The following is a 23,014-nucleotide window of genomic DNA, read 5'->3' on the forward strand; positions in this document are numbered from 1 at the left end:
TGATTTTCATGCATCTGAGCAGGAAGTTTTTCCTGCGTTTGGTTGTTTATGTCTGTATTTTTACTGTGTTGGTTGGAGGTGTTGCGGCGTTCGGCTTTGTTGAATCCCAGAAAGATTTTTACGGTGCGGTTCGCCAAGAGATGATTCCTTCTTTGCAAGGAATAGAGATACCGTAGCACAATCCGGCTAAGCCTACGGTAGCCGTTCTGTTAGGGAGTGAAGCTACGGAAGGATTGGATTTCATGATTCCCTACGAATTATTTTCAAGAACAAGGGCCTTCAACGTATATGCTGTTGCTGCAGATACGGGTGTTAAGCTGCTTTCGGGCGGATTGGATGTCGTACCGCACTACTCTTTGAAGGAAATCGATAAATTGCTGGGGAAAAGCCCCGATATTATTGCCATTCCTTACATGACGGATCAGGGAAAGACCTTTGAGACTGTTAAACAATGGATTCTTCAACATCAAGAAACAACCTTAGTAAGCATTTGCGGCGGTGCGGGAAATCTAGCCTCTACGGGATTGTTGAATGGAAAGACAGCGACATCCCCATTGGCAAACCAAGTGGGCTAGAACAAATAAATATCCTCAAGTGGACTGGAAGTGGGATCAGCGTTATGTTCTTCCTGACCAGAACATGGTGTCGTCTGCAGGGATTACATCCGGAATCGATGCTGTCCTTTATGTGATTTCAGAAAAACTAGGTGAACCTATGGCAGACAAGATAGCCAAGGAAATGAATTATCATACGTACCACTTTGTACACGATCCCAAGGTAGAGCCCTTTTTCATCGATTGGCGGTATTCTACCTATGTATTGAATTATGCTTTCCAGTGGAACAAGGAAAAAGCAGGGGTGCTGCTCTATGACGGTGTAGAGGAAATGGCTCTAGCTTCCGTATTTGATATCTATTCCTCCTCGGGTACAACGCGAGTCCATTCTATATCAAGTTCCGTTGAGCCCATTGTAACGAAACACGGGTTAAACTTAATTGCCAGACATCCCATAGCGGATACGCCAGAATTGGATAAGTTGATCGTTCCAGGCCTCCAAGCCAAATCGCTGGCAGCAGAGGAGATCCATAACTGGAACGAAACGGGAAATACCAAGGACGTTCAGTTTGTACACAGTGATTTCCTCGATCGCTTCCTATTTGAAGTTTAACTTGAGGATTTAGCGAAGCAAGAAGACCTTCTTACAGCCAAACATGCGGTCAAGCGACTGGAGTATCGTGCGGATGAAGTCCAGCTCGAAGGCAAAGTGTTTCCCCTTGAAACATACAGCCATCTATTTCTGACCGGTTTACTAGCTGTGTTGGCAGCTTTCTATATGGATAGACGATTTATCACGAAGAAGAAGCGCTCCCTATCTAAGGAGGGAAGAAGATGAACATTCAACTTTTGCAATGGGGACTATTTTCTTTTATGTTGGGATTGATCTTATCATTGCCTCTTGCAGCCGTATTTTACCAAAAATCACCCCAATGGACAAAAATATTTACGAATCCTCGCAAGCTGAAATCAGCTCATTTAGATTTTTTCATGCAGGCTTTTGCTATAGGGTTTGTCTATGTGTTGGAGTTGGCTATGGAGGCTGAGTTTCCGATCTATGTCGTGATACCGCTCATTTTCGGAACGATAGGGAATCCGCTTATATTTTTATTGGAAGCTACCCCTTTGCACCGTTCAGGGATCGGTTCAGTCTTCTATCGTCTGCTCAAAACAACAAGCCCGGCCTCCTTGCTCTTTGCCTGGTTGGTCATCGCCTGGTACATCTTGCCTGGGTTCATGAAACTATTGCTTTTAGCCTTTGTATTGTTAGGACTGTTTTTCATCTTCAACTACCAAAGAAGAGAGATCAAGCCGACGGAATCATCCATTCGCTCTTGATTTGACGATATTGACTCTCACGTTGCGTTATGCCTTACAGTAATTTTTGAAGGGAGGGAATGGCAGTGGCATTAAGAGTAAAAGAACTGGCAGATTTAGTTGGCATCAGTATTCGAACTCTGCATTATTATGATGAGATTGGTTTATTGTCGCCCGAGGAGATCACGGATTCCGGTTATCGGCTTTACTCAACTGACAATCTAGAGATGTTGCAGCAAATCTTATTTTATAGGGAGCTCGATTTTCCCTTAAAGGAAATAAAAAAGATGATAACAAGCTCTTCCTTTGATAAACAAGAAGCGCTCATTCAGCATCAAAAAATGCTTCTTGAAAAACGCGATAAACTCGATAAGCTAATTCAGACGGTTGATCGATCCATTAGACATATGAGAGGTGAAATCATAATGACAGACAAAGAAAAATTTGAAGGATTCGATTTTAGTCATAATCCCTATGAAAAAGAGGCACGTGAACGTTGGGGGGACGAAGCAGTCGACCAATCGAAAGCGAAGATAGCCAATATGAGAAAAGAGGTTCAAGAAGAGGTAACCAAAATCTATGCTAAGCTAGCAACCCTTCGGCATACTTCTCCAGAATCAGATGAAGCACAAGCAGCAATTAAGGACTGGTTTGACTGTTTAAACCAAAACTTTGGGAATTACTCGCTTGATGCCTTTAAAGGACTAGGTCATTTGTATGTGGATGATGAACGCTTTACGCAAAATATAGACCAGTATGGGGAAGGATTAGCACAATTCATGTGTAAGGCTATGGCGTATTTTGCCGATCATCACAATAAATAAAGCTTTAGGGGAACGGAGCCTTTTTTGAACGAAGGCTTCGTTTTTATTTTTGAGTATTCTTATTGAAATTGCTTGACAAAGCCAAAAATAAACATAAAATATAGACGTGCTCCCATTTCTTTCCTTCAGTTTTCTCCTTATGTCTCATTCTACTTGTTATTTCACATCCATTTCCCTTCTTAATGTTCTCCCTCCATTTTAATTGATTTCGGAATCTATGAATTCAATTTTAAGGAGATGGTTTTATGGCCTCACAGGGTGGACGTTCTGCGATGGTGTGTAATTTAAATTGGAAAGGAGCAAACCCATGAACTTGGATTCTTTTTTAGCCTATCCCCTTGAACAGATTCCTTATGTATTAGTGGCCTTGATTCTTGCCTTTTCCCTCCATGAATGGGCACATGCTTATGTCGCTTACCGCTTTGGGGATCCCACTGCCAAAAATCAAGGCCGACTCACCCTTAATCCAGCAAAACATGTAGAACCCGTCGGTCTCATTATGATATTTCTGTTAGGCTTCGGATGGGCCCGCCCGGTACCGGTCAATCGGTTTTATTTCCGCAACCCGCGTCTGGCCGGGGTTCTAGTTTCCGTCGCAGGTCCGCTCAGCAACTTGGCATTAGCCTTTTTGTTTATGATGGGTTGGTATTTCCTGAAGAGCATGGGCTGGATCGCTTGGTTTTCCGAGGCAAACTATACCATGACTTATCAGCTGTTTAACACGATCATCTACTTAAATGTGGTATTGTTCATCTTCAACCTCTTGCCTTTCCCTCCATTAGACGGGTATCGGATCATCGAGGACGTTGTACCGCCAGGTGTTAGGGCAAAGCTAACCCAATATGAAAATTATGGCGTTGTGATTTTTCTGATCTTAGCCATCACTCCGTTGGGAAGTTATATTTTTCCCCCCATCTTTCAGGTAGCCGTCCCGTACGTATTGGAGACCATGAGTTCTTTCTTTGCCTAAGTCTCTTAGCCTAATCACAAATGTCTTCCGTATCTAAGGCTTAAATTCATACTTTATGGGGATATTGAAATCATAGCCTAGTAGAAAGAAGGGAGACCTATGTGGCAAGCCGTTCCAATTACAGAAGATACGTATGGATTTCAGCACATGGAGAATTATCATGAACCTTGGGCAGCAACGGCTACGGTTCAGTCTTCGGGAGGATCTCTATCTATCCAAGCTCACATCACGATGACCTATCTTACGAATAAGGAAGAATATGAGCAACTAAAAGAATCTATCCAAACCTTAGCCAGGGAAGTTCAGAACGTTCAACAAGCTTCTTCAGTAAATTTAAAATATGAATGCAAAGGCATTTCTTCGTTTCAAGGAGAAACGCCGATCCCTACACAGCCTCATCCAGCTGGCCACAGGATGTTTAATGAAGAGTTTTCAGAGGAGTTTGGGTGATTGATATTAATAAAAAAGGTTCTTACCAGAGATTTAATCCCTGGTAAGAACCTTTTTTATTCGATTGGAAGATTAGGTGGGGGTGGTATAAAGTGTAAGTGGAAATTCCTCAATTAAACGCCCAGATCATGCTCTCACCCTTGTGTTTAAGTGGAAAAATCCCCACAAAAGTAGAGAAACGACCAACATGATGGAACCTAAGCTGAATTAGATGATGATTTTCCCACTATTTCGACTTTATATGGTTTGATTTTGATTTTAATTGGTGGTTCTCCGCTTATTCAACACGGGTATGGAAAAATGGGCTTTTTTTGTCACTTGTCTTGAAATTCCTATGAATGTCATAGGTTAATTCCCGGGCCTGACGAATCCATTTTGTTTTATGATCATAGCTGGCATTCTCCCATTCTAAAATGTGAATTAACACCATTTCGTAGAGCGAATCTAACTCTGCAGGGGTGCTGCCCTGACTGAGGATTTGGTGCAGGATTTGCGGATTATTCCACCACATATCCGAGTTCATGGATTTACCTCCTGGAAATAGGGTTTCTTTAGAGATTTGCTCCAGTTCAATGCTTTGGCAAGACGTTTCGCTTTTTTCGCTGACAGTTGTTGTGCGGTCGCTCCATAAAGATAGTGGATTAGAAGCGTGACTCGTTCACTCCTTCGTAGAAAGGGGAATCAGGCTTTGGAACGCCTTGATTCTATTAATTTATATTATGAAATTAACAAATTATTATAAAAATGGTGTTAATCCATTGTTAAGATTCGCGTTGAAGCTTCATATCAGGTTTAAATGAAATTCATCCGAAGCTGTTAGACTGGAAGGGAATACAGCGCAGAAGAGGGGGAATCGGCATGGATCAGCTCCTTTCATGGATCGAGAGCGGTGATCGGCGGATCTTTCAGCTCGTAAATCATCAAATGAGGTGTCCCGTGTTCAATCGCTGGATGCCAAAGATTACTTACCTCGGTGGATTCACGTTTTCCATGGGTTTGCTTTTGGCCTTGTTTTTCTTGATGGAAGATGAAGACGTGATGTTTGAAGCTCTCAACGCCCTGATCGTCAGCCACATGCTCGTACAGGTTGGAAAAAGAAGCTGCAGCAGGCGCAGGCCCTATCTGAAAGAAGGCTTGGTCCACGTGGTAGATCGCCCGCTCAAGGATTATTCTTTTCCGTCAGGGCACAGCGCTGCGGTTTTTGCTTGGTGTACAGCCATTGCTTTTGCCATTCCTTGGTTAGCTCCATTTCTATTTACCCTAGCCATTTTTGTGGGGATATCTCGAATGTATCTTGGGCTTCATTATCCATTGGATGTATTAGTCGGAGCCGTTTTGGGGATGTCTTGTTCGATAGCCGTTCATTTTTGGTAAGAAAGATTAACTTTTTTACGTAAATGGAGGGATTCATGGTGGATACGGGAAGTCATTTGCTGTTTGGATTTACGCTGGCCGGTTTGGCGCATCTTGATCCGACGTTGGCTCGGGTTCCAGGTTTGGAACAGGCTGTCATGATGGGAACCGTGATTGGTGCGCATGCACCGGACTTCGATACCTTAACCCGCTTGCGTGGATACTCCGCCTACATTCGCCATCACCGCGGAATTTCGCATTCCATTCCGGCTCTCTTCCTATGGCCGCTCGTGATTACGGTGCCGTTGGCGATGACACTTAAGCTATGGGATTACTGGGGATTGCTTTATTTCTGGACTTTTCTTTCTGTCTTTTTTCATGTGTTTCTTGATATGTTTAATCAATATGGAGTCCAGTCTCTTCGCCCGTTCAGTAAGAAATGGGTGCATCTGGATATCCTTCATCTGTTTGAGCCGTTTTTGTTCTTTCTTCATTTAGCGGGAGGCATGCTTTGGATCGTCGGAGAGCTGGACCCGGTTGCGGTTTTTCCTTGGGTGTATGCGATAAGCTTTCTCTACTTAGGCGTTCGTTTCCTGCAGCATGCCCATCTGCTGCGGATCCTGCGGCGAACGCTTAACGAGGAAGGAAGCTACCATGTCTTTCCCAGCCTTCACTGGTTTCATTGGAGATACGTCGCCGAAACAATAGATGGTTTTTATACGGGAACCATGGAATATGGAAAGGTGAAAAACAAGGAGACATATTCCAAAGAGGGGAAAAATCCGATCATTCAGGCTGCGGAGTCGGTGCCTGATGTCCATGTGTTTCTGCAATTTGCCCAGCGCATCCATGTGAGTTATGCCAAGCTGCAGGACGGATATGAAGTCAAGTGGAGTGACGTTCGCTTTTGGTATGACAATCAATTGACGTTTGGCGTAGACGTGCGGCTGGATCAGGATTTAAGGGTGGTCAGCCATAAGTTTGGATGGCGGAAGAGAGCTGTAGATCCTCCTTATGTCTAAACCGATACCAACAGGAAAGGGTGGAGACTCATGTCTCCACCCTTTCCGTAGGCTAAACTAAAGCTTAGCGTCAGCCAAGTTTTTTACCCGCTTCCAGCTCGGGCTGTAAATCGTCGGCCTGCCAACGGAAATGTAGGTCATGCCATAGGTATCTGAGATCCCCTGCATTTCCTCCAGAGAAAAAAGATTTCTTCCATCGACAATCAGGGGCTGGCGAAGCAGATGTCTCATCCGATTCCAGTCCAGCTGAAGGAATTCCTCCCATTCCGTAAGGATCAGCACGGCATCGCAGGAATCCACCGTATGATAAAGATCTTGGTGAAGGGAGACTTCTGGAACAGGGTAATCCTTGACCACTGGATCATAACCGTGTACGGTGGCTCCTTCCTCCAGACAGAGCCTGCTTATGCTTAAAGAAGGGGCCTCGCGGATATCATCGGTCATGGGCTTGAAGGATAAGCCTAAGAGTGCAATGTTCTTGCCTTGAAGGGTTCCCAGCGCACTTGTTAATTTCTGCATGATCGCCATAGGCTGCTCTTGGTTAATTTTTTCTGTCTGTTCAAGCAGGGACATCTCACAGCCAGAGCGCGTTCCAACCGCCATGAGGGCTTTGATGTCTTTGGGAAAACAGGAACCGCCATAGCCTGCACCCGCCTTGAGGAAAGCGGAGCCGATCCTTCGGTCGCTGCCCATTCCTACCGCGATATCAACGACATTAGCGCCCGTTTTTTCACACAAGCCCGCTATCATATTGATATAGGATATCTTCATAGCCAGAAAGGCGTTGGAGGCGTATTTCATTAATTCTGCACTTCGCCGATCGGTAAAGATAAGGGGGGCATGGAATTCTTGATACAATTGATTCATCAGATCCATAGCTTTTTTGGATGGACAGCCGATGACCATTCGATCGGGATGGAAGAAGTCATGTATGGCACTGCCCTGGCGAAGAAATTCCGGATTATGAACAACATCCAGAAAGCGATCCCCTGCTGTGTGAAGCAGAAAATCGAAGATCGCGTCACTTGTCCCGACGGGTACGGTGCTTTTTATCACAATCAATTGATTCTTTTTTCCATATGTAGCGATCTGCTTCACAACCGACCAGATTTGAGACAAGTCAGCTTCCCCATCCCATCTTGATGGAGTCCCTACACAAATGAACAGGATATCCGATTGCGTAATCGCATAGGGCAAATCCTCGGTAAATCGGATCGAATTGTTGTTCTGAGCATATATCAGCAGCTCGTCTAATCCGGTTTCCCAGATAGGGAGACGACCGTCCTTCAACATGCTGATTTTCTCTATGGAGATATCGGCGCAAAGGACCTGATGCCCCATGCGGGAAAGTCCCAATCCTGTCACCAAACCCACATACCCGCATCCGATGATGGTTATGTTCATAAAGCCTCCTCATTTTTCAGGTTGTAATGGTTTTCCAGCCAGTCCTCCACAAGGGGGCGGAGTATCGAACGGTAGTAGGGGTCTTTGGAAGCTAAGGACAAATTGGCTTTGAAGAAGCCAAGCGGGTTTCCTATATCATGGCGAATGCCGATGATGCCATAAGCTCTCATCTCACTATATTGGTTATAAAGCCTTAAGGCGTCCGTAAGCTGGATTTCCCCATCAAACCCAGGCGGGACTTTGGAGAGAAAATCGAAAATGTCGGCATTTAAGATATAACGTCCCATTATGGCAATGCGGGAAGGAGAATCTGCCAGGTTCGGCTTTTCGACCAGATCATGTATGGCAACGGTTTCGCCAGGAAGGATAGAAGTTCGATCCGTCCGGATAATTCCATATCGATCTACGTCATGAAGGGCTACCGTCTGTACCCCGATAATCGGGTGATGATAGGTTTCGTACTGCTTTATCAGCTGCTGGGTGCAAGAAGGGATTGAGCCCGGCGTTTCCACGATATCGTCTCCTAACATTAGGGCAAAGGGCTCGGAGCCGATAAAATGTCGGGCTTGAAGCAAGGCATCTCCCAATCCATTCGGTTCTTTTTGCCGGATATAATGGATATTGGCCAGATTGGATACTTCCTTTACTTGTTTTAGGAGTCCATCTTTTCCTTTTTTCTTCAGTAACGCCTCCAGTTCATAGGACTGGTCAAAATGGTCTTCAATTGCTCTTTTGTGCCGGCCGGAAATAATCAAAATATCTTCGATTCCTGATGCTGCCGCTTCTTCCACCACATATTGGATGACTGGCTTATCCACGATGGGAAGCATTTCCTTCGGCAAGGCTTTGGTCGCAGGAAGAAAGCGGGTGCCCATTCCCGCTGCAGGAATGACGGCTTTTCGAATGCCTCTCATGAAAAAACCTCCTCTTTCGTCTTTAGGCGCTTGAATGCTTTCTTGCATAAGGGATCATCTGTTCATATTGAGCCAGCAGGTTATCGAAGATCGCTTCCCAGGATCGGGTTAAGGCATAGCGGCGACCTTGTTGTCCCATGGTGCGCAAGATGGATTTTTTTTCCATGAGTTGCGTAATGGCCTGGACGAAGGCTTCTGAGCTGCGAGGCTGGCATAAAAATCCGGATTCTCCATGATGAATAATTTCCTTTACGCCTCCGGCATGGGCACCGATAGCAGGAATTCCGGATGCCAGAGCTTCCAAAACGACATTTCCGAAGGTTTCAGTCGTAGAGGGAAAAACGAACAGATCAGCTGAAGCATAAACTTCAGCCAACTCTTCCCCTCTTAGACTGCCTGTAAAAGTGACGTTGGAAGGAACCTGCTCTTGAAGCTCGGAGAGGATCGGTCCATCGCCAACCATCACCCACTGAACGTGATCCTTTAAAGGCTGGGGGAGTCTGGCCATGATTTCCAGCAGGATGTCTAAATCCTTCTCAGGAGCCATTCTGCCCACATAAAGAAAAATGAAGGAACGGCCGCATCGGAGCTTATCGCGCAGTTTGTAATTTTTCTTGGCCGGATGAAAGAGATCGCAATCGACGCCTCTCGTCCAGAGATTGACTCGTGAAAATCCGCGTTTCAATAGCTGATCCTTCGTTTCCTGGGAGGGGACCAGGGTCGTTTCGCAAGAATCATGAAACCATCTCAGATAGCGCCATATCCAATTGGAGGCTAGCTGCAAGCGATAATATTCAAGGTAACGGTCAAAATGGGTATGATACGAAGAGGCAATGGGGATGCCTAATTTTTTCCCGTAGTGCAGCCCGCAGAGTCCCATGTTGAATGGAGTAGCAACATGAATCAGATCCGGCTGGAATGCGCGCAGGTGATTCCGGATCGAGAGCGGGTTGGGCAGGGCGATGCGGCACTCCGGATACAGGTAAAAAGGCAAACTAGCAAAGCGGTGAATATTGCTTTCATACAAATCTTGCTTGGAGAACTCCGGCACGAAAACCTCATGGCGAATTTTTCGGTGTTCCAGGTGTTCCACCAGCTTTTTTAATGTCTGTGAAACCCCGTTCACTTGCGGGGGGAAAGTGTCCGTAAAAAGAGCAATTTGCATGTTCTCCCTCCTCGTAATGGAATAAAAGTGGCTTTCAAACAACCCCTTTATATTATTTATCTAGAAATTTAACAGAACATTATAAATGTTTAGTTAAGCCTGTGTGTAGTTTTGCCTCGTTTCTTTACATAAGCTTTAAGTATCATCAATGAACTCCAATAAGATAGAAGTAAACATCTGATTGGAAGGGTGAAAGTTCACTTCATCTCGGGAGGAAATACACATATGAAACCTTAGCAAAATATGGATAAATAGATTTGAGAAAAGGAGGCGGATCGAATTGGAACCTTACATCCTACAACTCTTAAACTTGAGTAAATCCTATGAAGACCAACCGGTGATCCGCAGCATCAACCTCCAGGTCGGTTCGGTGGAATTCCTTACCCTGTTGGGCCCATCAGGCTGTGGCAAAACAACCACTCTGCGTCTCCTGGCTGGGTTTGAGCAGCCTGATGAAGGAGAGATTCGAATGGATGGCACGGATATTACTTCTCTCCCTCCATACAGACGGGATGTGAACACCGTTTTCCAAAGCTATGCCCTCTTTCCCCATATGAATATATTTGATAACATCGCCTTCGGCTTACGGATGAAGAAAGTGCCTAAAGCGGTTTTGGAACAACGCGTAGCCGAGATGCTGACGCTAATTCAAATGAGCGATTTTGCCAAGCGCAAGCCAGATCAATTAAGCGGCGGCCAGAAACAGCGAGTTGCCATAGCAAGAGCCTTGGTCAATCAGCCGCAGATTCTACTCCTCGATGAGCCGCTGGGTGCCCTGGATCTGAAGCTGCGCAAGCAAATGCAAGGGGAATTAAAGCACTTGCAGCAAAAATTAGGCATTACCTTCATCTACGTCACGCATGATCAGGAAGAGGCTTTATCCATTTCGGATCGGATTGCGGTCATGAACAACGGAAAGATCGAACAGATCGGAACACCTGAAGACATTTATAACCACCCGAGATCGCGTTTTGTCGCAACCTTTATTGGGGAAGCGAACCTTTTAGAAGCCCGGATCATGGACTTTTCCAAGGAAAGCATGCAGGTGAAGTGGCTGGATTACCCATTTGCAGTAAAATGCGAAAGCTCGCTCTAGTCTGTCTTTTCCTGCTGGCAAGCACATGGCTCGCGGCTTGTGGAGGAACCCCTGCAGAGAACGATGAACAAACATTAAATATCTTGAACTGGTCGGAGTACCTGCCGCAAACGGTGATCGATCAATTCGAAGAGGAATATGGGATCAAAGTAAACTATGATACCTTTTCCTCCAATGAGGAAATGCTGGCAAAGCTGTCGGTTGGCTCTTCCCAATACGACCTGACTGTAGCGACAGATTATATGGTGGATATAATGATGAAGCAGGAGCTATTGGAGCCCATTGACAAAGAGAACATCACCAATCTGGAGAATGTAGCCCCTGAGATGCTAGTAAAGACGCATGACCCAACGGGTCAATATTTTGTTCCTTATATGTGGGGAGGCGTCGTCATCGCTGTCAATACGGAGAAAGTGAACACGCCGATTAGCGGCTATAAGGATTTGTGGAAATCGGAGTTCAACAATGCGCTAGTTGTTCCGGACGATATGCGCAGCATGATCGGGCTGGCTCAAGTGAAGTCAGCCCGTTTTTCGTTCGACGATGAATTGCCCGCTTTTCTTAGTGATGAGGATTAGGGTTTTGCATTTTTTCCTGAATGCTTTGGTCACTCATCACATTAAAAGGGAGAGGTTGATCTTGAGCAGATTCAAAGAAGGGTTCGGGTTCAAGATCCATGTCAAATGTCAAAGGAGAAACCTCCTTTGGTTCTTCGGACCTGGCTTCTGCCACCAAGCCTGCCATTTGAGATCTTGCCCCAGCAGTCAATTCCTTTATTCCGTCGGCAGCTCCGAGTACAGCGCCGATCCCTTTGACTGCCATCTTTCGCGTAAACTGCCTAGCTTCAGGAGATACCGATAGAAGAACAGTCGCTGCCGTAATGGCAAATCCTAATGGGGTCTTGGGAAGTAACTTATTTAGCATAATCCGTTTTCCTCCAATATGGTGCTAAGTTACTTATACAGTTTCCTCTTCCTCCCAAAAATATTCTCCCATACATAAGAAATAAGAATCGTGAGCAGGCTATTTTACATCATTATTCCGTAAAAGTGTGGTGATGGACTTTGCAGGAAATAGGGTTTAAAGAACGTAACATTCGTTTTATACCCGGAAGGTTGCGATGTGATGTTTATGGATTAAAGGGGAATGCCACCTTTTGCAGGCAAATCGAAAACACTTTAATGGTGCCTGGTATTAACGTTGTAAAGGCCTGCCCTTTAACAGGCAGAGTGTTAGTCTTATATGATGAATCGCAACTTTCTGCCGGACAAATATGTCATTGGATTCACCAAATGGAAGAAAAGATTTTTGCGTACAGCAATCCAGTTTTTTGTAAACCAAGCAATGAAAATACAGAGATCTTGGCTGAAGTAGCCGCTACGGCCGGGATAGCCGAGCAGTCCCTCGATGGAGGAATACCCGCTTCATTTCAAGCTGTCGTGACAGAAGAGTCGCCTCGGCCACAGGAGGGACCATCCCCGCTTTTAACGGCATCGGTTCTGGGGCTGGGGGCTTTGGGAATGAAGCAGATTTGGTTAGGAAAGACAGCCATGGCGAGAAGTCCCGGCTTATTTACCGCTTCGGCGGGACTAGCGGTGCTGACCGGTTATCCGATACTGAAACAAGGCTTTGAAACCCTTTCGAAACAGGGAAAGTTAAATGCCGATCTTGTATTAGGAACAGCGGCTGTAGCTTTAGCTCTCTTAAGGGAAAATTTATTAGCATTAGGCGCTGCGGCTCTCATTCAATATTTGCATTGGCAAAAAAAGAAAAACGAAGAACCCAATTTAGATCCTTCGCTATATGTCACGAAGAAAACCAAATCCTATGCGAAACAAGCGACAAAATGGGGATTTGGATTAGCCGGCCTAAGTTGGCTGTGGACCAGAAGCCCCTGGGCCGCCCTAGGCGTATTGCTGGCTGCGAATCCAAGGCCTATCTTCGCATCGGAAGAATATGCCTGGAAACTGGCCGAGCACGAAGAAAAGAAACGGGGGCAATGGCTTCCGAAGAATTGTACGCTCTGCCAAATATCCGAACTCGAGCACGTCATTTTGGCAGATACTTCCTATGTATTTAAGAAATCGTCCCCCAAATTGCGCTGCATAAGCTCAAAGGAGGATGAAATCTGGTCCATTGCCAGAAGTTTAGTAGATAAGAGGGAGCACCCCTTCAAAGAGGAAATCGAAAAAGTCTTCCTGCACATGCATAAAACGAAGCGGACAGCTTTTGAGGTAAAACAAGACGAAGAAGGAATTCATGGAAAAATAAATGGTCACTCCGTATATTTGGGCAGTAAAAGCTATTTACTGAGACATGGCGTTCGTGTAGACCAATATGAACTCGAAGCGAAACGGTTGCAAAGAAATGGAAAAACGGTTTATTTTGTAGGTCTTCAAGAGGAATGCATTGGGTTAATTGTGGATGAAGCCCATCCGGTGCCAAGTCCAGAATATCAATACGTTCAAAAACTGCAGCAAGAACATCCAGGACTCCAGATCCATTTTCTTCAGGATTCATTGAACGTTCGGAAACATTTCATTCAAGAAAAATGGCACCTTTTAAAATCCAACCATCTCCGCGAGCTGCAAAAGCAAGGCAGAGCCTATTTGATGGTAGGCGATGATGATCCGATGGCATCGAACGATCCAGATCAACCTCAAATTAGCATGCAGCAGCTCAGAGATCTACCGGCACTGCTTCAAAAAGCGAAAGACATTCGCACCATGACGACACAACACCGGATTTGGACGATGATCTGGAATACGGTGGGATCGGGTTTCGCTTTTTCCGGCAGGCTGGCGGCTCCGGTCGTCAACTTGATTGCAGACGGATTAAAGCTGTTATTGTTGGCTAAATCCCATAAAAACTACAACCAAACGAACGGCTCAGCCGCCTGCACTGGCCAGGCAAGCAGGGCATCGAATTGGCACAGCCTAACGAAGCAGGAACTTTGGGAAACTTTACGGACAGATCCTCAAAGAGGGTTAACCGATGAAGCCGTTCAATCCATCCGGCACCGAGTGGGGAGCAACCGGATAGAACCTGCAGAAAGAACGCCGTGGTATCTCTCCTTTGCAAAGCAATTTACTGAATTTACAACAGTCATTTTATTAGGTACCGCGGTCATCTCCGTTCTTTCAGGGGATGTATTTGACGGCTTGGCAATGACGGCCGTGTTGCTTATTAACTCCTGCATCAGTACTGTTCAGGAAGGTAAAGCGGAAAAAATGGTGGAAGCGCTGAATTATTATCAGCCGCCTTTGTGCAACGTGATCAGAAATGGAGAAATAAGGGAAGTGTCTGCCGTTGATTTGGTACCGGGCGATATTGTTCCTTTGGAAGCAGGGGATCGGGTTCCAGCAGACCTTCGTATTTTGACGGATTGGAATCTGGAAGTAAATGAAGCTCCGCTGACAGGCGAATCCGCAGCGGTCCAAAAGAGGGCAGGGATATCCCCTGCGGAAACGGGATTATCAGACCGAACCAATATGCTGTATATGGGCACCAATATTACGCGGGGGAAAGTAACCGGTGCGGTTGTCCAAACCGGTATGAACACGGAAATAGGGTACTTAACCTCCTTGCTCAAAGACCAAGAGAAGGAAGTCACCCCCCTGCAAGAAAAGGTCACGTCCATCAGCAAGAACTTTGTAAAAGGGGCTGTGTTGGCTGGCGTCGTTGTCTTGGCCGTCGGCCTGCTGCGCGGAAATACGCTGCTGCAAATGGTTCCAACTTCGGTGGCATTGATCGCTTCAGCTATACCGGAAGGCTTGCCCGTCACCATCACAATAGCCCTCAGCGCCGGAATTCTTCGCATGTCGCGGAGGAATGCGGTAGTAAGGAAACTATCTGCCATTGAAGCACTTGGCCGCGTGAATGTGATTTGTTCAGATAAGACAGGAACCCTAACTAAAAATGAAATGACGGTTACCAAGATCCAAACCACACAGCACGAATGGACCATAACCGGCGAGGGATATGAGCCTAAAGGGGAACTCCAGCATGTTCAGCAGAGACAGATCCAGCGAGACGAGGAAGGGAAGAAACTGCTTCACATTGCGATGCTGTGCAATAATAGCCAACTAGACAATCGACAGTGGAGTTTAAAAGGCGACCCCACCGAAGGGGCCTTGCTCACGCTTGGCTATAAGGCCGGGATGAATCGGGAGCATATATCCCAATGGAGTCGAAAATATGAGATTCCCTTTGATTCCTTTAATGGGTCGATGAGTGTCGTCTGCCATGACGGGATGGCGGAGAATCCTTGTTACCTATTTTCCAAGGGATCCGTTGAAGCGATTCTGAAGCGTTGCAGCCATTATCAGGAAGATGGAAGTATCCTTGATTTAACGGATGATATTCGACAAAAGATTTTAAACCAAAACAATGAATATGCAGGACAGGCCCTGCGTGTATTAGGGTTTGCTTATAAAAGCGTCGAGTCAAATGAAACAATGGAAGATGTGAAAGAAGAAGGATTAATCTATGTTGGCATGGTCGGTATGATGGATCCGCCTAAGCCAGAGGTGGAAGAGGCGATCGCGTATGCGTACCGCTTAGGTGTCAAGCCGGTTATGATTACGGGAGATCATCCGATTACAGCCATTGCCATTGCGAAGCAGTTGGGAATGTATCATGAAGGGGAACGTGTCATCACAGGTGCAGAACTGAACGAATTAACCGACGACCAGCTGCAGAAGATGGTCAGGAAAACGTCTATTTTCGCTCGTGTATCCCCAGAGCACAAATTGAGAATTGTAGAAACTTATCAGAAGCAGGGATTTGTTGTGGCGATGACAGGCGATGGGGTGAACGACGCTCCAGCCATAAAAAGAGCTGATGTGGGAATCGCCATGGGGAAAACGGGAACCGATGTGACCAAGGAAACGGCGGATATGGTGTTGAAAGAAGACCATTTTGGCTCCATCGTGGATGGAGTAAAAGAAGGCCGGACGATCATAAGCAATATTCGAAAAGCTATTGGATGCTTGCTTACCGGAAATCTAGCTGAAATTTTAGTTTCCAGTACAGCAGTTCTATTGGGAATGCCGATCCCACTTGTGCCTGTTCAAATTCTGGCCATGAATTTGTTGACGGACGCGTTGCCAGCCACGATTCTGGCAGTCAATCCCGGAAACAAGGAGCTGGTAACCGAGCGCCAAGAGATTGTGGATTCGTCCCTATATAAGAAGGTAGCTGTGAGAGGATTCATTCTTGGAATGGCTTCACTCGGATTATTCGGATCGGCCCTTCGAATGGGAGCGTCTCTGCCTGTTGCCAGAACGATGGCTTTTGCTTCATTAGTAGCAGGGCAACTCACGCAAACCTTTTCTTGGAGACAAGAGAACGGCCAGAAATTCTCCCATTGGATAAAAGATAAGTTTTTGATCGGGGCATTAGGGATTTCGTGGCTTGCCCTGATGTCGGTGATCTATGTCCCATCACTAGCTCAAATTTTCCATACAGCGCCATTAGGGATCATGCAGCTTGTACAGGTTTTAATAGTAGGAGGATCCGTTAGCCTGCTCACCAGACCTATTCTGGGCCTGCTGGATAGGAAGGCATCTGCGGATCAACCCGTAATGAGAATGGCCGCGTAGGAGGACGGAGAAAATATGATTCAGAGAAGTGCAGAACGAGTTTTGGTTGGAACCGTATTAGTATTAACAGCAAAGGTGCTTTGGCCTGTCGCTAAAACCACCATCAGAGCGGCGGCCCAAATCGGCGGCAGCACGGTTTCCTCCGCCGTGAGAAGCACCCGATCGGGTATGGCTTTTGCCAAGGAAGAACTGGCGGATATGGTGGCTGAAGCGCAGTTTGAGCGGATGAAGCGAAAAATTGATCATGAAATGATGGAACCATAGAAGGAGGACGCTATGGAAGGACACAAGGTAGACCATCATCTGCAGCAAGCATTTGCCCATTTGAGAGAAGCCCTTAATGCCAGCGTTGGGCTGGTTTTAAATAATCCAACCGAAAAAGGCGTAATAGGAAAGAAATGGGAAGCTTTCCTAGGGGAGTTTTTCAATATGGTAAAGACGAAAGGGAAAGAAAATAAACTCAATCTATTATCCTGGATTTCATTTCCAAAACTTTGGAAATGGTAAATGATCAACAAGGGGCAGAGTAACTCGATTTCTGCTCCTCTAAAAGCTAGTTTTAATAAATATCGGCCCTACCCACTTGACTTTAGTCCCGCTTGTGAGGGTGGTTTGACGTAAGTGGACCACACCAAATAACAATTGACAGAAATAAAGAACTCCTTTAATCTAAAATAAATTCAATAATCTGGATTGTGACTGGTAAGGCAGGCAAGACCAAGAGGGTATGATAGGGTGAAAAATTTTTCTTCCCTTCATTTCTTTTTGGTCTTTTTTGATTTATTGGAGGAGGGAAGAATAATGTTTGGCAAATTATTCGGGTTGAAGGAAAAGAAAAGAGAAGAGGTGCTTGTGGCTCCTCTGACAGGGAATGTGGTGAATATGGAGGAAGTTCCGGATCCTGTTTTTTCAGAGCGAATGATGGGGGATGGGCTGGCCATTGTACCCACAGAGGGAAAGGTGGTTTCACCGGTCAATGGAGAGATTATTCAATTTTTCCCTACGAAGCATGCCATCGGTTTGAAGTCTGAAGCTGGGGTGGAGATTCTTATACATGTAGGACTTGAAACGGTTAACATGAAAGGTGAAGGGTTCGAGGGACATGTTCAAGTCGGGGATAAAGTCAAAGCCGGCGATTTGCTCATTTCCTTCGACTTAAACTTAATCGGGGAAAAAGCGAAAAGCACCATTACGCCGATTGTCATCACTAATGGGGAAGCCGTCGAAGGCACGGAAATAGTGACGGGTAAAACGGTTGAAAAGGGTAGTCATCACGTCATGACCATCAAAACAAAATAAGTGTTGGGAAAATGCGACCGTAGATGTCACTTTCGGTTTTGCTAATTCAGTTATTCTTTTGTAAAATTTCCATCATGAGATCATTAAATGGTAGACGAAGGGAACCATATGGCTTATCGAATTCATAGAATTTTAAATAACAACGTCGCGGTCGTATTGGATGAAGGAAGAGAAAAAATTGTCATGGGTCCCGGCATTGCCTTTCAAAAAAAGAAAAATGATGTGATTCCGAACGACAAAATCGAAAAGATTTTTATAATGGAAGAGGAAAACGAGAAGTTTCAAGAATTATTGCGTACGCTTCCTGAAGAACATATCGATATCGCTGAAGAGATTATTAGCTATGCGGAAGGGGTATTGCAGGCTCCTCTCAACAATCATATTCATATTGGCCTGACGGATCACTTGTCTTTTGCCATTGAACGCCTTCATCAAGGCTATCAAATTCAAAATCGGCTATTAAATGAAATTAAAGCGCTATATAAAAAAGAATATCAGATTGGCCTTTGGGGAAAACAGCTCATTAAAGAGAGACTGGGTATCGATTTACCTGATGACGAAGCCGGCCACATTGCCCTCCATATCCATACAGCAAAGATGGATACAGCCAGTATGGGCAAGGCGTTGAAGCAAACTACCCTGATCCGGGAAATGATTGAGGTACTGAAAAAAGAGCTGCAGGTGGATATCGATGAGGAGGGAATGTCTTATCAGCGCTTGGTCACTCATCTTCGCTTTGCCTTGATTCGCATGGAAGACCAAGAGACGTCCCCCCTCATGGATGAGGACATGCTCGAGCTGGTTCGAACCAAGTTTACGAAGGAGTTTCAGTGTGCCGGAAAAATGGCTGAATATGCCCAGCGCGAGTACCAGCTTCAATTTTCGGATTCCGAGCTGGCCTATATTACCCTGCATATCCAAAGGCTTCGGGAGACAGGAAGGAATCCGCAAAAAGAGGATTGACAAAAAATATAGAGTGAACTATGATGAAAGCGTATAAAAAATCCATATTGAGGATTGTGACTGGTAAAGCAGGCAAGACCTAAAATGTGCAAAGGAAGTATAGGATTCTATCCTATATGGCAATCCTTTCTGCGTTTTAGGTCTTTTTTATTTTCAAAATGGGAGGAGAAAAGAGATGAATTATCAATACATTGCCAAGCAACTTGTTCCTTTATTAGGCGGCCGCGAGAATATTGTAAGTGCCATCCATTGTGCCACTCGCCTTCGCCTAGTGCTGAAGGACGAACAAAAAGTAGATCAAAAGGCGATAGAAAATGTGGATGGCGTAAAAGGGGCGTTTTCCAGTTCGGGTCAGTATCAAGTGATTTTCGGAACGGGTACGGTGAATAAAGTGTATGAGGCGCTTGTCGGCGAGACGGGGTTGCAGCAGGCGGGCGATGATTCCCATCAGGAAGCCGTGAAGCAAAAAATGAATCCGGTGGCCCGGTTTGCCAAAGCCCTGTCTAACATCTTCGTACCGATTATCCCGGCTATCGTGGCCAGCGGTTTATTGATGGGGCTGCTCGGGATGATGAAAGCATTTGCCTGGGTGAGCCCGGATCATGCCGTTTATCGTTTGCTGGACATGTTCTCCAGCGCGGCATTCATTATTTTGCCTATTCTCATCGGTTTTTCCGCTGCGAAGGAATTTGGGGCTAATCCGTTTCTTGGGGCCGTTATGGGTGGCATATTGACTCACCCGGCGTTATTGAATCCATGGACCTTATCGAATGCGACGCCTGAATATATGAATCTACTCGGCTTTGATTTGGCCCTCATCGGATATCAAGGAACAGTCGTTCCTATTTTAATCGCCGTTTACTTCATGAGCAAAATCGAAAAATCCTTGCGTAAAGTGGTCCCGAATTCCATTGATTTATTGGTTACACCGTTTATAACCGTCATCGTAACAGGATTCTTTGCCTTTATCGTCATTGGTCCGTTCGGACGATGGGTGGGAGACATGATCTCGGTCACGCTGCAATCCCTATATAACGCGGCAGGCCCTGTGGCTGGACTTGTATTTGGAGGATTGTATTCCACCATCGTAATTACCGGAGTTCACCACAGCTTTCATGCCATCGAGGCAGGCCTTTTGGCTAGTAAGGAGATCGGCGTCAATTTCTTATTGCCGATTTGGTCGATGGCGAATGTAGCGCAAGGTGGAGCGGCATTGGCGGTTTACTTTAAAGCCAGAAACAAAAAATTAAAGAGCATTGCGCTGCCGGGTGCCTTTTCTGCCTTCCTGGGAATTACCGAACCGGCCATTTTCGGGGTAAACTTAAAGCTGGGCAAGCCCTTTATTGCGGCAGCCTTAGGTGGGGGACTCGGAGCGGCTTACGTCGTCATGATGAACGTGGTGGCAAATGCTTATGGGTTGACCGGAATCCCGATGCTGGCCATAGTAGCTCCTTTCGGTACGGAAAAAGTCTTCCATTATTTAATCGGCTTTGCCATTGCCGTTGGTTCCGCTTTTATTGCGACCTATGTTCTGGGCTTCAAAGAGGAAGAGAATTAAGAGGGATAATGACATCAGGTATGGAGCGACTTACCTGATGTTTTTATAAGGGAGGCAAGAATCATGAAAACAGGTGTCATTAGTTTAGGGGAAGCCCTGATTGATTTTATTCCGCTGGATGAAAGCAACAGCGTATACCGGAAAAGTCCAGGAGGGGCTCCGGCCAACGTTGCCGTCGGGATTTCCCGTTTAGGTGTTCCATCGACATTCCTGGGTAAAGTCGGAGATGATGTACTCGGGCGCTTTTTGCAAGAAACATTGAAAGCATACGGCGTGAATACGGATTATATGCTATTGACTGACGAGGCTCGTACCGGAGCTGTTTTTGTCACACTGGGGAAGAATGGGGAGCGCAGCTTCGATTTTTATATCAATCCGAGTGCGGATTCCTTTTTAAGCGAAAAGGATATGAAGGAAGAATTATTTGAAAGTCACAAAATCTTTCATTTCGGTTCGATTTCTCTCATCAGAGAACCTTCAAGAGGCGCAACCAAGAGAGCGGTTCAATTCGCCAGAGACAATGGGATGTTGATCTCTTACGATCCGAACCTGCGGCTGGGGCTGTGGGATCATGAGGAACAAGCAAGGGAAACGATCCGATCGATGCTCCCGGAGGCTGACATCCTAAAAATCTCGGAAGAGGAGCTCGCGTTCATCACAGGGGAAAAGGAGATCGAAACAGGGGTACAAGCTTTGAAGGCTTATCAGATCCCTCTTGTGCTTGTCACCTTAGGGGAACAAGGAAGTGTTGTATTTACGCGTCAAGGAAAGGTTCAAGTTCCAGCCCTTCAGGTGGAAGCCGTGGATACGACGGGAGCAGGGGATGCCTTTGTGTCAGGCGTGCTCTATTCCCTGCATCAATATGATGGGGCATTGGAGAGCATAACGTTGGAAGAAGCGAAACAAATCGCCCGATTTGCAAGTGTATCGGGAGCCTTGGCTGCCTCGACCAAAGGAGCAATGACCGCTTTGCCCACGTTGAGTGAAGTTTCCGGATATTTGGAGAAATAAGAAGGGAAAAGGTTGTGTTTGGATATGAATGCATTAGATAAGGAATTAAAGGAACAAGCCTATGCGGAAATCGAGAAACATAAAGGCCTGGTGGACAGCGATCCTTATCGATTACACTATCACATCATGCCGCCGGTGGGCCTGCTGAATGACCCCAATGGTTTTATTCATTGGAAAGGAACCTATCATTTATTTTATCAATGGATGCCGTTTAAAACCGGTCATGGGGCGAAATTTTGGGGGCATTACTCGTCACCTGACCTAGTGAATTGGACGCATGAAGAAATTGCCCTTGCGCCAAGCGACTGGTTTGATAAAAACGGCTGTTATTCCGGCAGTGCGATCGAGGACAGCGGAAAGCTCTATGTATTCTATACGGGAAACGTCAAAGATGAACAAAATAACCGGGAAACCTATCAATGCATGGCGGTTTCAGAGGATGGTCTTCATTTTGAGAAAAAAGGTGTGGTAGCCACCCTTCCGGAGGGGTATACAGCTCATTTTCGCGATCCTAAGGTTTGGAAAAAGGAAAATAGCTGGTATATGATTGTCGGCGCACAAAGCCTTCAGTTAGACGGAAAAGCCGTACTGTTTCGATCGCGAGACCTAATGGAGTGGGAGCATCTGGGAGACATAGCCGGAGGGAATTCCAAGCGCTTAGGGTATTTTGGTTATATGTGGGAATGCCCGGATTTGTTCGAGCTGAATGGTCGGGATGTACTGATTGTTTGTCCGCAAGGATTAAAACCAGAAGGCATGTTATACCAAAATGTATATCAAGCTGGCTATTTTGTCGGAAAGCTCGACTCTGAAAAAGCGGAATATAGCCATGGCGATTTTACCGAGCTGGACCGCGGGTTTGAATTTTATGCTCCGCAAACAATGTTAGATGCAAAGGGACGCAGACTGCTTGTGGCGTGGATGGGCGTTCCAGAGCAACAAGAGGATCAACAGCCGACCATTGCGCATAAGTGGGTCCATGCGATGACGATCCCGAGGCAGTTATCGCTTATGGAAGGCAAATTGTATCAGCAGCCGATTGAAGAATTAAACCAGCTTCGCAAGAATGAAGTGGCTTATGATAAGGTAAGGTTAAATAGCCAAGAGCTAGAGTTGGACCAAGTTCGCGGAAAGAGCATCGAATTATGGATACAAGATATTGGCTATGAGGAGCGTTCTGTCGAGGTTTGTTTCCGAAATGAGGTCCGCTTCATTTATCATCCGAAAGAAAAGCTGGCCACACTGGAAAGGAAAAGCTTTGTTAACGGGTTAACGGAGGCGAGACATTGCAGGCTGGACGATTTATCAAGCTTGCAAATTTATCTTGATGCGTCATCCATTGAAATCTTTGTGAATGGCGGGGAGGAAGTGTTTACGTCGAGGATCTTTGCCTATCCGGAAAACGAGTCTGTATCCTTTTCAACGAAAGGGTTATTTCAATTTCACGTGAAGAAGTGGGATCTGATGTACTAAAGAAAATCATACGCAAGCGGCACTCCATGGTGAGTGTC

General features: G+C 45.8%; 21 protein-coding genes and 1 pseudogene. 17 read left to right on the forward strand and 5 right to left on the reverse strand.

Annotation, left to right across the window (positions count from 1 at the left end; translation table 11 throughout):
- Positions 1-8: 8 nt before the first annotated feature.
- The 5 genes and pseudogenes from ABLT31_RS38985 (at position 9) to ABLT31_RS04965 (ending at position 4,115) form a co-directional block, all read left to right on the forward strand.
- Positions 9-1,392: pseudogene (locus ABLT31_RS38985) on the forward strand (DJ-1/PfpI family protein).
- The gene (locus ABLT31_RS04950; RefSeq protein ID WP_367749408.1) at positions 1,389-1,892 is read left to right on the forward strand and encodes a hypothetical protein; all 504 of its coding nucleotides are present in this window, start codon (positions 1,389-1,391) and stop codon (positions 1,890-1,892) included. The pseudogene ABLT31_RS38985 and the gene ABLT31_RS04950 overlap by 4 nt, the downstream one beginning before the upstream one ends.
- Before the next feature lie 65 nt (positions 1,893-1,957).
- Entirely contained in the window at positions 1,958-2,695 is a 738-nt protein-coding gene (locus ABLT31_RS04955) for a MerR family transcriptional regulator (protein ID WP_367749409.1), read from the forward strand.
- 313 nt (positions 2,696-3,008) lie between these two features.
- Positions 3,009-3,665 (forward strand): site-2 protease family protein, encoded by a 657-nt coding sequence (locus ABLT31_RS04960; protein WP_367750210.1) that lies wholly within the window; start codon positions 3,009-3,011, stop codon positions 3,663-3,665.
- A 99-nt stretch (positions 3,666-3,764) separates the two neighbouring features.
- Entirely contained in the window at positions 3,765-4,115 is a 351-nt protein-coding gene (locus ABLT31_RS04965) for a hypothetical protein (protein ID WP_367749410.1), read from the forward strand.
- Positions 4,116-4,392: 277 nt separating this feature from the next.
- Here the strand turns inward: ABLT31_RS04965 and ABLT31_RS04970 are convergent, their stop codons facing one another.
- Positions 4,393-4,638, reverse strand: coding sequence for a hypothetical protein (locus tag ABLT31_RS04970; RefSeq protein ID WP_367749411.1), 246 nt, complete (start codon positions 4,636-4,638; stop codon positions 4,393-4,395).
- A gap of 335 nt (positions 4,639-4,973) precedes the next feature.
- On the opposite strand from ABLT31_RS04970, the gene ABLT31_RS04975 reads away from it, so the two are divergent.
- Together ABLT31_RS04975 and ABLT31_RS04980 are read left to right on the forward strand one after the other, a co-directional pair.
- The gene (locus tag ABLT31_RS04975) at positions 4,974-5,489 is read left to right on the forward strand and encodes a phosphatase PAP2 family protein (protein WP_367749412.1); all 516 of its coding nucleotides are present in this window, start codon (positions 4,974-4,976) and stop codon (positions 5,487-5,489) included.
- Between the two features lie 35 nt (positions 5,490-5,524).
- Positions 5,525-6,490, forward strand: coding sequence for a metal-dependent hydrolase (locus ABLT31_RS04980; protein ID WP_367749413.1), 966 nt, complete (start codon positions 5,525-5,527; stop codon positions 6,488-6,490).
- Between the two features lie 57 nt (positions 6,491-6,547).
- Here the strand turns inward: ABLT31_RS04980 and ABLT31_RS04985 are convergent, their stop codons facing one another.
- Genes ABLT31_RS04985 through ABLT31_RS04995 form a run of 3 tightly spaced genes read right to left on the reverse strand, consistent with a single transcriptional unit; the run spans position 6,548 to position 9,973 of the window.
- The gene (locus ABLT31_RS04985) at positions 6,548-7,894 is read right to left on the reverse strand and encodes a UDP-glucose dehydrogenase family protein (RefSeq protein ID WP_367749414.1); all 1,347 of its coding nucleotides are present in this window, start codon (positions 7,892-7,894) and stop codon (positions 6,548-6,550) included.
- Entirely contained in the window at positions 7,891-8,808 is a 918-nt protein-coding gene (gene galU / locus ABLT31_RS04990; RefSeq protein WP_367749415.1) for a UTP--glucose-1-phosphate uridylyltransferase GalU, read from the reverse strand. Before galU ends, ABLT31_RS04985 begins: the two co-directional genes overlap by 4 nt.
- A 22-nt stretch (positions 8,809-8,830) precedes the next feature.
- Complete coding sequence (locus ABLT31_RS04995; protein WP_367749416.1) at positions 8,831-9,973, reverse strand: glycosyltransferase family 4 protein; 1,143 nt, start codon at positions 9,971-9,973, stop codon at positions 8,831-8,833.
- A gap of 280 nt (positions 9,974-10,253) precedes the next feature.
- Here ABLT31_RS04995 and ABLT31_RS05000 point away from each other — a divergent pair, with 280 nt between their 5' ends.
- Both ABLT31_RS05000 and ABLT31_RS05005 read left to right on the forward strand, forming a co-directional pair.
- Entirely contained in the window at positions 10,254-11,069 is an 816-nt protein-coding gene (locus ABLT31_RS05000) for an ABC transporter ATP-binding protein (RefSeq protein ID WP_367749417.1), read from the forward strand.
- Complete coding sequence (locus tag ABLT31_RS05005; RefSeq protein WP_367749418.1) at positions 11,051-11,647, forward strand: ABC transporter substrate-binding protein; 597 nt, start codon at positions 11,051-11,053, stop codon at positions 11,645-11,647. Before ABLT31_RS05000 ends, ABLT31_RS05005 begins: the two co-directional genes overlap by 19 nt.
- Here ABLT31_RS05005 and ABLT31_RS05010 read toward each other — a convergent pair.
- Positions 11,631-11,993, reverse strand: coding sequence for a hypothetical protein (locus tag ABLT31_RS05010; protein WP_367749419.1), 363 nt, complete (start codon positions 11,991-11,993; stop codon positions 11,631-11,633). The two genes, ABLT31_RS05005 and ABLT31_RS05010, sit on opposite strands and share 17 nt — an antisense overlap.
- 191 nt (positions 11,994-12,184) lie before the next feature.
- Between ABLT31_RS05010 and ABLT31_RS05015 the strand changes: the two genes are divergently transcribed.
- From ABLT31_RS05015 to ABLT31_RS05050, 8 genes are all read left to right on the forward strand, one after another.
- Positions 12,185-16,672 carry an HAD-IC family P-type ATPase gene (locus ABLT31_RS05015; protein WP_367749420.1) on the forward strand — a complete coding sequence of 1,496 codons (4,488 nt, stop codon included), beginning with the start codon at positions 12,185-12,187 and terminating at the stop codon, positions 16,670-16,672.
- A gap of 15 nt (positions 16,673-16,687) precedes the next feature.
- Positions 16,688-16,936 carry a DUF5132 domain-containing protein gene (locus ABLT31_RS05020; protein WP_367749421.1) on the forward strand — a complete coding sequence of 83 codons (249 nt, stop codon included), beginning with the start codon at positions 16,688-16,690 and terminating at the stop codon, positions 16,934-16,936.
- Positions 16,937-16,948: 12 nt separating this feature from the next.
- Positions 16,949-17,179, forward strand: coding sequence for a hypothetical protein (locus tag ABLT31_RS05025; RefSeq protein WP_367749422.1), 231 nt, complete (start codon positions 16,949-16,951; stop codon positions 17,177-17,179).
- A gap of 294 nt (positions 17,180-17,473) precedes the next feature.
- Positions 17,474-17,971, forward strand: coding sequence for a PTS sugar transporter subunit IIA (locus ABLT31_RS05030; protein ID WP_462976463.1), 498 nt, complete (start codon positions 17,474-17,476; stop codon positions 17,969-17,971).
- Positions 17,972-18,079: 108 nt separating this feature from the next.
- Positions 18,080-18,934, forward strand: coding sequence for a PRD domain-containing protein (locus tag ABLT31_RS05035; RefSeq protein WP_367750212.1), 855 nt, complete (start codon positions 18,080-18,082; stop codon positions 18,932-18,934).
- Positions 18,935-19,109: 175 nt separating this feature from the next.
- The gene (locus ABLT31_RS05040; RefSeq protein WP_367749423.1) at positions 19,110-20,492 is read left to right on the forward strand and encodes a sucrose-specific PTS transporter subunit IIBC; all 1,383 of its coding nucleotides are present in this window, start codon (positions 19,110-19,112) and stop codon (positions 20,490-20,492) included.
- A gap of 63 nt (positions 20,493-20,555) precedes the next feature.
- Positions 20,556-21,503 carry an aminoimidazole riboside kinase gene (locus ABLT31_RS05045; RefSeq protein WP_367749424.1) on the forward strand — a complete coding sequence of 316 codons (948 nt, stop codon included), beginning with the start codon at positions 20,556-20,558 and terminating at the stop codon, positions 21,501-21,503.
- 24 nt (positions 21,504-21,527) lie between these two features.
- Positions 21,528-22,976, forward strand: a complete 1,449-nt coding sequence (locus tag ABLT31_RS05050; RefSeq protein WP_367749425.1) for a glycoside hydrolase family 32 protein — start codon at positions 21,528-21,530, stop codon at positions 22,974-22,976.
- The last annotated feature ends 38 nt before the right edge of the window (positions 22,977-23,014 follow it).

The organism is Ammoniphilus soli (assembly GCF_040813775.1).